This is a genomic window from Lentzea sp. JNUCC 0626 (assembly GCF_043632865.1).
Classification (GTDB): Bacteria; Actinomycetota; Actinomycetes; order Mycobacteriales; family Pseudonocardiaceae; genus Lentzea.
Map to the genome: position 1 here is coordinate 3,165,920 of NZ_CP171635.1, position 13,796 is coordinate 3,179,715.

Here is a 13,796-nt window from a genome sequence, read left to right on the forward strand (position 1 = left end):
TGCGGGGCGTCTCCTCGGGGTGGATCGGTGGGCCGGCGGACGGCCGCTCAGCGGACCTCGACGTCCTGGTCGATCAGTGCGAACAGCTCCTCGTCCGTGGCGGTGCCGAGGTCTCCACCGGTCACTGCGCCGTCCTGGTCACCGGTCTGCGGGTAGAGGGTTCCAAGCAGCACTTCCAAACGGGTTCTAAGAACCGTCAGCGTCGCTTCGCCCGGGGTGACGGCGGCCAGACCGGCTTCGAGCTGCGCCAACGCGGTGAGCGCCGGGTCGGCGGCCACCGCGGCGGGCTCGCTCAGTTCCGCGAGGAGGAAGCCGGTGAGAACCACGGGGTTCGGGTAGTCGAAGATCAACGTCGCGGGCAGCCGGAGGCCCGTCGCCGCGGCCAGGTTGTTGCGCAGCTCGACCGCGCTGAGCGAGTCGAACCCGAAGTCGCTGAACGCCCGCTCCGGGTCGACCGCGTCGCCCGACGCGTGTCCCAGCACGGCCGCGACCTGCGCCCGGACCAGGTCGAGCAGCACGGCCTCGTGCTCCTCCGGTGGCACGCCGGCCAGCAGCGCGTCGTCGGTGGGAACAGCCGAAGGACGCCTCGCCGCGCGGATCAGCCCGCGGAACAACGGCGGCACGGTGCCCCCGCCGATCCGCGTCCGCATCGCCGCGACGTCCAGCTCCATCGGGAGCAGGACCGGCTGGGTCAGGCCCAGCGCGGTGTCGAACAGGACGAGCGCGTCCTTCGTGGCCAGCGCGCCGAACCCGCCGCGGTTCATCCGCCGCCGGTCGACGTCGGTGAGCTCGCCGAGCAGCCCGCTCGACTGCTCCCACAGACCCCAGGCCAGCGACGTCGCGGGCAGTCCGCGCGCGTGCCGATGACGGGCCAGTGCGTCCAGGACGGCGTTCGCCGCGGCGTAGTTGGCCTGGCCCGCGTTGCCGAGCGTGCTCGCGGCCGACGAGAACATCACGAACGCGGCGAGGTTCTCGTACTGGGTCAGCTCGTGCAGGTGCCACGCCGCGTCCGCCTTGGGCCGCAGCACGGTCGCGAACCGCTCCGGCGTCAGCGACGCCAGCACGCCGTCGTCGAGAACGCCGGCGGTGTGCACGACCGCGGTCAACGGGTGCTCCGCCGGGATGCCGGCCAGGAGCGCTTCCAGGGAGTCGCGGTCGGACACGTCGCAGGCCACGACCGACGTGTGCGCGCCGAGAGCGTCCAGTTCGGACACCAGCTCGCCGATGCCCGGCGTGTCCCGGCCCCGGCGGCCGGCGAGCACGAGGTGCCGGACGCCCTGGGCCGCGAGGTGGCGGGCGAGCAGGCCGCCGAGGGTGCCGGTGCCGCCCGTGATCAGCACGGTGCCGTCGGGGTTCCACGGCCGCGGCGACGGTTCCTGGACCGCGACGCGCGCCAGCCGCGGTGCGAGGGTCTCGCCGTCGCGCAGCAGCACCTGCGGTTCACCGCCGCCGAGGGCCGCGAGGATCGCCGCGCCGTCGGGTTCGCCGTCGAGGTCGAGGAGCGTGAACCGGCCGGGGTTCTCGGCCTGGGCCGTGCGGACCAGGCCCCAGGCCGCGGCGGCCGCGACGTCGGTGACCTCCCGCTCCGCGCCTCGGGTGACGACGACCAGGCGGCCTTCGGGGCGAGTGAGCCAGTCCTGCACGCTCGCGAGAACGTCGGTGGTGACCTGGTGGACGCTGTCCCCGACGACCGGCAGGAACACGAAGTCCGGGGCCTGCTCGGCCGGGAAATCGGCCAGGGTGTCGTGGGACGTGACGACTGCTCCCCCGCCGCGCAACGCCTCCGCCACCGCGGTGTCACCACCGACCACGCAGATCGTCGCGGACCCGGCCGCGTTGATCGCGGAAGTGGTCGCCGTGGCAGCAGGCGCCCACTCCACCTGGAACAACGACCGGTGGTGTTCCCGCCGAGCCTCGATGCCCGCCGCCGAGATCGCCCTCAGCAACAGCGAATCGGCCGAGGCGACCGGCCGTCCCGCGCTGTCCGCGACGGTCAGGCTGATGGTGTCCGGGCCGACCGGCGCCAGCCGGACCCGCAGGCTCGCCGCGCCGGACGTCCGCAGCGCGACCCCCGACCACGAGAACGGCAGGTGCCCCTGTCCCTTCGCACCGACGAAGTCGCCGAGTCCGACGGCGTGCAGCGCGGCGTCGAGCAACGCCGGGTGCAACCCGAACCGACCGGCGGAGTCCCGCTGGCCCTCCGGCAACGCGACCTCGGCGAAGACGGCGCCGTCGAGCGACCAGGCCGCCCGCAGCCCCTGGAAGGCCGGGCCGTAACCGAACCCGTTGTCCTGCAAGCCGTCGTAGAGCCCGGTGACGTCGACGACCTCGGCGCCCTCCGGAGGCCACACCGCGAGACCGGCTGCCGGACCGGGCTCCTCCGGCGTGAGCGTCCCGGTGGCGTGCAGGCTCCAGGAGTCATCGGTGGCCGAGTGCACGGTGATCGACCGCTTGCCCAGTTCGCCGGCCGCGCCGACGGCCACCTGGACGCGTGCCGCGCCCCGAGGCGGGATGACCAGCGGCGCGGCGAGGGTCAGTTCCTCGATCGCGGCACAGCCGACCTCGTCGGCGGCGCGCAACGCCAGTTCGACGAACGCGGTGCCGGGCAGGATCACGGTGCCCTGCACGGCGTGGTCGGCGAGCCACGGGTGCGTCCGGACGGAGAGCGACCCGGTCAGCACGCAGCCGCCCGAACCCGGCAGCTCGACGGCCGCGCCGAGCAACGGGTGCTCCGCCGCCGCGAGCCCCGCGGCGGTCACGTCCGCCGCCGCCTGCGACGGCTCCACCCAGAACCGGTCACGCCGGAACGCCTGGGTCGGCAGCCCGACCCGCCTGCCGGTGACGACCGCGGCCCAGTCCGGCGTGACGCCGCGGACGTGCAGCCGCGCCACCGCGCCGAGCGCCGTGCGGAACTCGTCGTGACCGGCGCGCAGGACCGGGATCGCGTCCTCGACCATCGCCGAGAGCACGGCATCCGGGCCGAGTTCGACGAACGTCCGCGCGCCGCGTTCCCGGGCCGCCGCAACGGCGTCGGCGAACCGGACGCACTCGCGGACCTGCCGCACCCAGTACGCCGGCGAGCCGTCGCCGCCTCCCTCCACTGTGGACACGAACGGGATCGCCGGCTCGGCGGGAACGAGCCCGTCGAGCGCCGCGGCGAACTCGGCCAGCATCGGTTCCATCAGCGCGGAGTGGAAGGCGTGACTGGTGTTGAGGCGCTTGGTCTTCGCGAATCGGGCGGCGATCTCGGTGACCGCGCTCTCCTCGCCGGACAGCACGACCGCGTTCGGACCGTTCACCGCCGCCAGCGAAACACCGTCGGGCAACGGCAGAACGTCCTCCTCCGACGCCTGCACGGCGATCATCACGCCGCCCTCCGGCAGCGCCTGCATCAGCCGGCCCCGCGCCGCCACCAGCGTGGAGGCGTCCCCGAGCGTGAGCATCCCGGCGACGTGCGCCGCCGCGATCTCGCCCACCGAGTGGCCGAGCACGAGGTCCGGCCGCGCGCCCCACGACTCCAGCAGGCGGAACAGCGCGACCTCGACCGCGAAGATGCCCTGCTGCGCGAACTCCGTCCCGTCCAGCTCAGGGGCACCGCCGAACACGACCTCCCGCACCCGCGGGTCGAGATGCGCGCAGACCTCGTCGAACGCCGCCGCGTACACCGCGGACCGCTCGTACAGCTCCCGGCCCATCCCGGCGCGCTGGGAACCCTGGCCGGTGAACAGGAACGCGACACCCCCGCTCACCGCCGGACCCTGCACGAGCGAACGGTGCGGACGGCCCTCGGCCAAGGCGTCGAGGCCGTCCAGGAGCTCGTCGTGATCCGCCGCGAGCACAGCGGCCCGGTGCTCCAGCGCGGCCCGTCCGGTGGCCAGCGTGTGGGCGACGTCGGCCGGCGCGAGCTCGGGGCCGATTCCGTCCCGGAGCTTCGCCGCCTGCGCGCGCAGCCCTTCCGCGTCCCGGCCGGACACCAGGAAGGGCAGGACGGGCAACGACTCGGCCGGGGCACCGGCGACCGCGGGCGGCTCCTCGATGACGACGTGCGCGTTGGTGCCGCTGACGCCGAACGACGACACCCCCGCGCGGCGCGGCTGATCGGTCCTCGGCCAGTCCACGGCCCCGGTCAGCAGTGCGACGGACCCCGCCGTCCAGTCCACGTGCGGTGAGGGTGCGTCGACGTGCAGCGTCCTGGGCAGCACGCCGTGCCGCATCGCCTCGACCATCTTGATCACACCGGCGACACCGGCGGCGGCCTGGGTGTGCCCGATGTTCGACTTCAACGACCCCAGCAGCAACGGCCGGTCACGATCCTGGCCGTAGGTCGCCAGGACCGCCTGCGCCTCGATGGGATCGCCCAGCACCGTGCCGGTGCCGTGCGCCTCCACCACGTCCACATCGGACGGCGTCAGGTTCGCGTTGGCCAGCGCCGCACGGATCGCCCGCTGCTGCGCGGGCCCGTTCGGGGCGGTCAGGCCGTTGGACGCGCCGTCCTGGTTCACGGCGGAACCCCGCACGACGGCGAGGACCTCGTGCCCGTTGTGCAGGGCGTCGGACAGCCGTTCCACGAGCAGCATGCCGGCACCCTCCGACCAGCCGACCCCGTCGGCGGCCGCGGCGAACGACTTGCAGCGCCCGTCCGGTGCGAGCCCGCGCTGACGGCTGAACTCGATGAACCCGGCGGGCGTCGACATCACCGTCACGCCGCCGGCCAGCGCCATCGAGCACTCGCCGTTGCGCAGCGCCTGTGCGGCCAGGTGCAGCGCCACCAGCGACGACGAACACGCCGTGTCCACGGTGAGCGCGGGGCCCTCGAAGCCGAGGCTGTAGGCGATCCGGCCGGAGATCACGCTGGACGCCGTGCCGGTGCCGACGTACCCCTCGGCCTCGGCGGGGATGGTGGCGAGCAGCGAGCTGTAGTCCTGCGCCGAGGTCCCGGCGAACACGCCGACCTTCGCGCCGCGCAGGGCCGTGGGATCGACGCCGGCGTGGTCGAACGCCTCCCAGGACGCCTCCAGCAGCAACCGCTGCTGCGGGTCCATCGCCAGCGCCTCGCGCGGCGAGATCCCGAAGAACCCGGCGTCGAACTCGGCGGCTCCGGTGACGAACCCGCCTTCGATCGAGTACGTCGTGCCGGGCCGCGACAGGTCGGGGTCGAACACCGCGTCGACGTCCCAGCCGCGGTCGTCGGGGAACACCGAGATCGCGTCGGTTCCGGTGGCGACCAGCCGCCAGAGATCGTCCGGCGAGCTCACCCCGCCCGGATACCGGCAGCTCATGCCGATGATGGCGATGGGTTCACCACTCGCCAGAACGGTCTCGTCGGCGATCGTGGTGTCCACTCCGGACAGTTCGGCGTCGAGGAACGCCGCCAGCGCCGCCGGGGTCGGGTGGTCGAAGACGAGAGTGGCGGGCAGTTCGCGGCCGAGCGCGGTGGCGAGCGACGTGCGCAGCTCGACGGCGGTGAGCGAATCGAAGCCCAGCTCCTTGAACGGCCGGTCCGCCCGCACCTCGCCGACGTTCTCGTGGCCCAGCACCACGGCGGCGTGCCCGCGGACCAGCTCGGTCAGCTCGCGCATCCGCTCGCCTCCCCCCAGGCGCAGGGCCGCCCGCCGCGGTTCCGGCTTCGCGGCGGGCTCGACGAACGTGCCGGAACCGGTGGCCTCCAGCCAGAACCGCGTGCGCTGGAAGGGATAGGTCGGCAGGTCGGCGCGACGTGCCCCGCTCCCTTCGAAGTAGGTGGCCCAGTCCGGCGTGACGCCGCGTGTGTGGAGGCGGGCCAGCGCGGCGACGGCCGACCGCACCTCGGGCCGCCCGGCGCGCAGTGCCGCGACGGCCGCACCGTCCGGCAGGCAGTCCTGGGCGAGCGCGCTCAGCACGCCGTCCGGTCCGAGTTCGAGGAACGTGCGGACACCCTCGGTGTGCAACGCGGTGACGCCGTCGGCGAACCGGACGGCCTCCCGGACGTGCCGCACCCAGTAGTCCGGGTCGGTGACCTGGCCCGGCGTCACGAGCGTCCCGGTCACGTTCGAGACGAGCGGAATCCGCGGCTCGGAGAACGCGATGGTCGCGATGGCCGCGCGGAAGCCGGCCAGCATCGGGTCCATCAGCGCCGAGTGGAACGCGTGGCTGGTGGTGAGCGCCTTGGCCTTCCCGAACCCGGCCGCGACCTCCGCCACCGCGTCGGCTTCGCCGGACAGGACGACCGATCGCGGACCGTTGACGGCGGCGATCGAGACGCGCGGGGTCAGCGCTGCCCGCACCTCTTCCTCACTCGCCCGGACCGCGACCATCGCGCCGCCCTCGGGCAGCGCCTGCATCGACCGCGCACGTGCCGAGACGAGCTTCTGCGCGTCCTCCAAGGAGAACACCCCGGCGACGTGCGCCGCCGCGATCTCCCCGATCGAGTGCCCCAGCAGGAAGCCCGGCCGCACACCCCAGGCCTCGAACAGCCGGAACAGCGCCACCTCGACGGCGAACAACGCCGGCTGGGCGAACTCGGTCCGGTCGAGCTCCGCCCCGCCGTCGAGCACCAGCTCCCGCACCCGCGGGTCGAACCCGGCGCAGACCTCGTCGAACGCCCGCGCGTACGTCGGGAACGCCGCGCACAGCTCGCGCCCCATCCCGGCGCGCTGCGAACCCTGCCCGGTGAACAGGAACGCCAGATCGCCCGGCGCGACCGCGTCCCGCACCACCGAAGGCGACGGCTGCCCGGCCGCGATCGCCCGCAGCCCTCCGGCGAGGTCGTCGAGCACCACCGCCCGTTCGTTGAAAGCAGCCCGGTGCAGCGCCAGCGAAGCGGCCATCGACACCGGATCCGCGTCGCTCTCCAGCAGCTGCGCGGCCTGTGCCCGCAGAGCGGCGTCCGTCCGTCCGGAAAGGACCCAGGGCAGCACCGCAGGGGCCGGGCCGGGCTCCGGCACCTCCTCGTCCGGCGCCTGTTCCAGCACGACGTGCGTGTTGGTGCCGCTGACACCGAACGACGACACCCCGGCGCGGCGCGGACGACCGGTCTCCGGCCAGTCCACGGCCTCGGTGAGCAGCTCGACGGCGCCCGCTTCCCAGTCCACGTGCGGCGAAGGCGAGTCGACGTGCAACGTCCTGGGCAGCACGCCGTGACGCAGGGCCTCGACCATCTTGATCACGCCACCGACACCGGCCGCCGCCTGGGTGTGCCCGATGTTCGACTTCAACGACCCCAGCAACAACGGCCGCTCACGACCCTGCCCGTACGCCGCCAGCACCGCCTGCGCCTCGATCGGGTCACCCAGCACCGTGCCGGTGCCGTGCGCCTCCACCGCGTCCACATCGGACGGACGCAGACCCGCGTTCTCCAGCGCCGCACGGATCACCCGCTGCTGCGCCGGCCCGTTCGGCGCGGACAGCCCGCTGCTGGCACCGTCCTGGTTGACGGCGGTACCGCGGACCACGGCGAGCACCGGATGCCCCAGGCGGCGCGCGTCGGAAAGCCGTTCCACCAGCAGCATCCCGGCGCCCTCTGCCCACGCGGTGCCGTCGGCCGCCTCGGCGAACGACTTGCAGCGGCCGTCCGGTGCGAGCCCGCGCTGGCGGCTGAACTCGATGAACCCGGCCGGTGTCACGATCATCGTGACACCCCCCGCCAGGGCCATCGTGGTCTCGCCGCGGCGCAGCGACTGCACGGCCAGGTGCAGTGCCACGAGCGACGACGAGCACGCCGTGTCGACGGTGATCGCCGGGCCCTCGAAACCGAACGTGTAGGCCACGCGCCCGGACGCGACGCTGCCCGCGTTGCCGCTGCCGAGGTAGCCCTCGACGATCTCCGGCACCGACGTGAGCCGCGCGGCGTAGTCCTGGTACATCACGCCGGCGTAGACGCCGATCCTGTGCCCGCGTACGGTCGCCGGGTCGATCCCGGCGCTCTCGAACGCCTCCCACGACGTCTCCAGCAGCAGCCGGTGCTGCGGATCCATCGCGAGGGCCTCGCGCGGGCTGATGTCGAAGAAGCCGGGGTCGAAGTCGGCGGCACCGGACATGAACCCGCCCTGCCGCACGTACGACTTGCCGGGCTTGTCCGGATCCGGGTCGTAGACGTCGGCGGCGGTCCAGCCGCGGTCGTCCGGGAAGTCCGAGATGGCGTCGGTCCCGGAGGCGACCAGCCGCCACAGATCGTCCGGTGAGCAGACGCCGCCGGGGTAGCGGCAGCTCATGCCCACGATCGCGATCGGCTCGTGGTCGCGTTCCTCGAGCTCGTTCACCCGGCCGCGGGCCTCGCGCAGGTCCTTGGCGGCCTGTTTGAGGTAGTCGCGCAGCTTCTGTTCGTTCGACATCTGGTTGCTCCTGGGTTCGGGGTGGCTCACGAGATCCGCAACTCGTCGAGGACGCCGAACAGCTCGTCGTCCGAGGCCGCGTCGATGTCGTCGGCCGCGGTCGTGTCGCTCCACTGCGACAGCAAGTCCTTGAGACGCACCGTGATCGCCGCGCGGGCGGCGCCGTCGGCCGCGAACGGCGACAGCAGGGTTTCGAGGCGGCCGAGCTCGGCCAGCGCCGGGGCGAACGCCGGCCCCTCGGCCGCGCCGAACCGCTCCGCGAGGAATGCCGCGAGCGCGGTCGCCGTCGGGTGGTCGAACACCAGCGTCGCCGGCAGCCGCAGGCCGGTGGCGGTCTGCAGGCGATTGCGCAGCTCGACCGCGGTCAGCGAGTCGAAGCCCAGGTCGAGCAGACCGCGGCCGGGCTCGATGGCGCCGGGGCCGGAGTGTCCGAGCACCGCCGCGGCCTGGGCCCGCACCAGCGTGAGAAGCACACGGTCCCGTTCGTCCGGCGTCAGGCCGGCCAACTGGCGGCGCACCGAGGCGTCACCACCGGCCGTACCGCGCCGGACCGGCGTGCGGACGAGGCCGCGCAGCAACGGCGGCACGACCTGGCCGGCCCGCGGGCGCAGTGCCGCCGGGTCGAGCTGCACCGGCACCAGCACCGGCTCGCCCGTCGCGAGCGCGAGGTCGAACGCCGCCAGGCCGTCCTCGGCGGTGAACGCCCGGGATCCGGTGCGGCGCAACCGGTCCTGACCGGTTCGGCCGAGGGTTCCGGTCAGCTCGCTGGTGTCGGCCCACAGGCCCCAGGCGAGCGACTGCGCGGGCAACCCGGCAGCCCTGCGACGCCGTGCCAGCGCGTCGAGGCAGGCGTTGGCGGCGGCGTAGTTGCCCTGACCCGGCGTGCCGAAGGTGCCGGCCGCGGACGAGAACAGGACGAACGCGGAGAGTTCGCGGTCGCGCGTCAGCTCGTCCAGGTGCAGGGCCGCGTCGACCTTCGCGCGCAGCACGGTGTCGAGTCGCTCCGGCGTGAGGGCCTCGACGACACCGTCGTCGAGCGCACCCGCCGTGTGCACCACGGCAGCGAGATCCGGCACGCCTGCCAGAACTTCGGCGAGCCGCGTGCGGTCGGCGACGTCGCAGGCCACCACGGTGACCTCCGCGCCCAGCTCGGTCAGGCCGGACACGACGTCCGCGGCACCGGGCGCGGCGTACCCGCGGCGGCTCACCATCACGAGCCGGCGCGCGCCGTTGCGGGCGAAGTGCCCCGCGACGAGCCGGCCGAGCGTCCCGGTGCCGCCGGTGATCAGCACACTGCCGTCGACCGTCCGCGGCTCGGCGGCCCCGGCGGGCACCGGAGCCAGTCGCGGCACCCAGATCTGTCCACTTCGGACGGAGAGCTGGTCCTCGTCCGCGGGCAGAGCGGGGACCGGATCGCCGGGACGTTCGAGGTCGAGCAGGACGAACCGCTCGGGGTGCTCCGCCTGGGCCGAGCGCACGAGGCCCCACGCGGCCGCGGCGGCGAGATCGGGTTCGTCGGCCGTCGCACCGGACGTCACGAACACGAGCCGCCGATCCTCGCGCAACGATGCCTGGATCTCCGCCAGCACCGCACCGAGGACCGCGCGGACGTCCTCCCCGGCGACGCGGACGACCTCGGCGTCCGACCGCGCCGCGGTTCCGTTCATCGGTACCCAGTCGACGCGGAACAGCGGGCCGGACCGCCTGGCCGCCCGCACCTGGCCCGCCACCACGGGACGCGAGACGAGCGCGTCGACCGCCGCGACCGGCGCCCCGGTCTCGTCGGCGACCTCGACGCTCAACGTCTCGCCCGCCTGCACGAGCCGCACGCGCAACGCGGTCGCCCCGGTCGCGTGCAGCCGCACCCCGGTCCAGGAGAACGGCAGCCGCCCGGTGCCCTCGGTGGTGAGCGAGCCCAGCGCGATGGCGTGCAGACCCGCGTCGAGCAGCGCCGGGTGCACGCCGTACCGCGCGGCTTCACCGTGGTGCTCCCGCGGCAACGCGACCTCGGCGTACACCTCGTCGCCGCGCCGCCACACCGCCCGCAGCCCCTGGAACACCGGCCCGTACTCGAACCCGCGCTCCGCCGCGCGCCCGTAGACGTCGTCGAGCGGCACCGGTTCGGCGGCCACCGGCGGCCACAGGACGAGTCCCGGGGCCAGGCCGGTGTCCCCCTGCGCCGCGAACCCGGCCGCGTGCCGCGTCCATTCGGCGAGCGGGTCGTCCTCCGGCCGCGAGTGCACCGCGATGGCCCGGCGACCGTCTTCCGCGGCCGCACCGACGGTCAGGTGGATCAGCACGGCGCCGTCCGGCGGCAGCACGAGCGGTGCTTCGAGAGCGAGCTCCTCCACCTCGGCGCACCCGGCCACGGCCGCGCCGTGCAACGCGAGCTCGACGAACGCCGTGCCCACCAGCAGCACCGCGCCGTGGACGGAGTGCTCGGCCAGCCACGGGTGCGACCGCAGGGAAAGCCGTCCGGTGAACAGGAACCCGCCGTCGTCCGGAAGCTCGACCGCCGCGCCGAGCAGCGGGTGCCCGGCGTCGGCGAGACCCGCGGAACCGAGGTCGGCGACGCCGGCCGAAGCCGGGAGCCAGTAGTACTCGCCCTCGAACGGATACGTCGGCAGCGCAACGACGTGCGCGCCGTCGAAAGCGTTCGCCCAGTCCACGGGAACGCCGCGCACGAACGCCTCGGCAGCAGAGCGCAGGAACCGCTCCGAGCCACCGTCGTCGCGCCGCAGCGACCCGACGGCGACGACCTCGCGGTCCGCGTCCTCCGCCGTCTCCTGCACCGCCGTCGTCAGCACCGGGTGCGGGCTGCACTCGACGAACACGCGGTGCCCGTCGGCGAGCAGAGCCCTCGTCGCCTGCTCGAACTCGACGGTCTGCCGCAGGTTGCAGTACCAGTAACCGGCGTCGAGCTGGCTGGTGTCCGCGGGGCGGCCGGTGACGGTCGAGTAGAACGGCAGCTCCCCCGCCCGCGGGCGCACCGGCTCCAGGACCTCGAGCAGCCGTTCCTCGATGGCCTCGACCTGCCCGGAGTGCGACGCGTAGTCCACCGGGATCCGCCGCGCCCTGATGCCGTCGGCCGTGCACCCGTTGATGAGCTCGTCCAGGGCGTCCGGCGTTCCGGAGACGACCACGGACCTGGCCCCGTTCGCCGCGGCGAGCGACAGCCCGGTACCGGCGATGCGGGCGTTCACTTCCGCCGCGGGTGCGGCCACGGACACCATGCCGCCCGCACCGGCGAGGCTCGCCAGTTCACGGCTGCGCATGGCGACCACGAGCGCGGCGTCCTCCAACGACAGCGCGCCCGCGACGCACGCGGCGGCGATCTCACCCTGGGAGTGACCGATCACGGCGGCGGGCTCGACCCCGTGCGCCCGCCACACCGCGGCCAGCGACACCATCACCGCCCAGATCGCCGGCTGCACGACGTCCACCCGCCGCAGCGCGACCTCGTCCGACAGCACGCCGAGCAGATCCCAGTCCACAAAGGACTTCAACGCGTCCGCGCACTCGCGCATCCTCGCGGCGAACACCGGTGAGGACTCGAGAAGTTCCCTGCCCATGCCGGTCCACTGCGAACCCTGGCCGGGAAAGACGAAGACCGCGCCACCGGTGGCGGACGGCACGCCCTCGACGACCCCGGGGTCCGGCTCGCCCGCGGCCAGTGCGGCGAGGCCGCGGCGCAGTTCGTCCCGGCTGCCGCCGAACACGACCGCGCGCTGCTCCAGCGCGGTCCTGGTGGTGGCGAGCGAGAAACCGATGTCGGCCGGGTCGGCGTCGAGTCCGGCCAGCTGCCCGGCCTTGGTGCGCAGGGCGGCCCGGGTCTTGGCGGACAGCACCCACGGAACGACTCCCGCCGCACCGGACGCCGGGTTCGCCGCGGCCTCGGGCGCCTCCTCCAGGATCACGTGCGCGTTCGTCCCGCTCACCCCGAACGACGACACCCCGGCCCGCCTCGGCCGGTCCGGCACGGCCCAGGGCCTGGCCTCGGTCAGCAGCTCGACCTCACCCGAAGACCAGTCGATGTGCGGCGAAGGCGCGTCGACGTGCAACGTCCGCGGCAACACGCCGTGCCGCAACGCCTCGACCATCTTGATCACTCCGGCGACCCCGGACGCCGCCTGCGCGTGCCCGATGTTCGACTTCACCGAGCCGAGCCACAACGGCGCACCCGCCCGCGCCTGGCCGTAGGTGGCCAGCAACGCCTGCGCCTCGATCGGGTCGCCCAGCTCGGTCCCGGTGCCGTGCGCCTCGACGACGTCGACCTCGGCCGGGGTGAGCCGCGCGTCCGCCAGCGCCCGCCGGATCACCCGCCGCTGCGCCGGACCGCTGGGCGCGGACAGGCCGTTGGACGCCCCGTCCTGGTTGATCGCGGAGCCGCGGATGACCGCGAGCACGGTCCGCCCCTTGGCAAGCGCGTCGGACAGCCGTTCCAGCAGCACGACCCCGGCGCCCTCGGCCAGCCCCATGCCGTCGGCCGCGGCCGCGAATGCCTTGCAGCGCCCGTCCGGGGCAACACCGCGCTGGCGGCTGAACTCGATCAGCACGGCCGGCGTCGACATCACCGTCACACCACCGGCGAGCGCCGCCGTGCACTCACCACGCCGCAACGCCTGCACCGCCAGGTGCACGGCCACCAACGACGACGAGCACGCCGTGTCGATGGTGACCGCGGGCCCTTCGAGGCCGAGCGTGTAGGCGATCCGTCCGGATAGGACACTGCCGGCCTTCCCGGTCACGAGGTGGCCTTCCACGCCCTCGGGTGCGGACTGCATCGGGCCGCCGTAGTCGGAGAAGCCGCCGCCGACGAACACACCCGCGGGTTCGCCGCGCATCGACGCCGGGTCGATGCCCGCGTCCTCGAAGGCCTCCCAGGCGATCTCCAGCAGCAACCGCTGCTGCGGGTCCATCGCCAGCGCCTCGCGCGGACTGATCGAGAAGAAGCCCGAGTCGAACTTCCCGGCGTCGCGGTAGAAGCCGCCACCACGGGCGTACGTGGTGCCCTGGCTGTCCGGGTCCGGGTCGTAGAGCGCCTCGACGTCCCAGCCGCGCTCGGCGGGGAACTCGCCGACCGCGTCGCCCCCCTCGGCGACCAGCCGCCACAGGTCGGCTGCCGAGCGCACCCCGCCGGGATAGCGGCACCCGGTGCCGACGACGGCGATCGGTTCGTGCGCCCGGTCTTCGAGGTCGGCGAGCCGCTTGCGGGTGTCGCGCAGGTCCGTGGTGGCGAAGCGGAGGTAGTCCCGCAGCTTCTCGACGTTCTGCGCATCGGGCGTGGCCATGGTGGTGCTCCTTGGTGCGAAAGAGGTCAGGGGGTGCGCAGGCCGTCGAGGACGTCGAACAGTTCGTCGTCGGTCGCCGAACCGAGGTCGCGGTCCTCGGGCAGGAGCTGGGCCGGGCCGAGCCGGCGCAGCAGGGTTTCCAGCCGCAGGGCGAGTTCCGCGCGGACGGCACTCTCGTCGACGCCGTCGGCGAGGG

The 13,796-nt window shown here is 74.0% G+C and carries 2 protein-coding genes; both read right to left on the reverse strand.

Annotation, left to right across the window (positions count from 1 at the left end):
- Nucleotides 1-47 precede the first annotated feature (47 nt).
- A complete protein-coding gene (locus JNUCC0626_RS14055; protein ID WP_394620182.1) occupies nt 48-8,309 on the reverse strand; it encodes a type I polyketide synthase in 8,262 nt (2,753 codons plus the stop codon).
- 26 nt (nt 8,310-8,335) lie between these two features.
- Nucleotides 8,336-13,600 (reverse strand): SDR family NAD(P)-dependent oxidoreductase, encoded by a 5,265-nt coding sequence (locus JNUCC0626_RS14060; protein ID WP_430623493.1) that lies wholly within the window; start codon nt 13,598-13,600, stop codon nt 8,336-8,338.
- Between the last annotated feature and the right edge of the window lie 196 nt (nt 13,601-13,796).

Coding starts and splice junctions, on each gene's coding strand:
- JNUCC0626_RS14055 (WP_394620182.1), bottom strand. CDS start 8,309: ATGTCGAACGAACAGAAGCTGCGCGACTACCTCAAACAGGCCGCCAAG.
- JNUCC0626_RS14060 (WP_430623493.1), bottom strand. CDS start 13,600: ATGGCCACGCCCGATGCGCAGAACGTCGAGAAGCTGCGGGACTACCTC.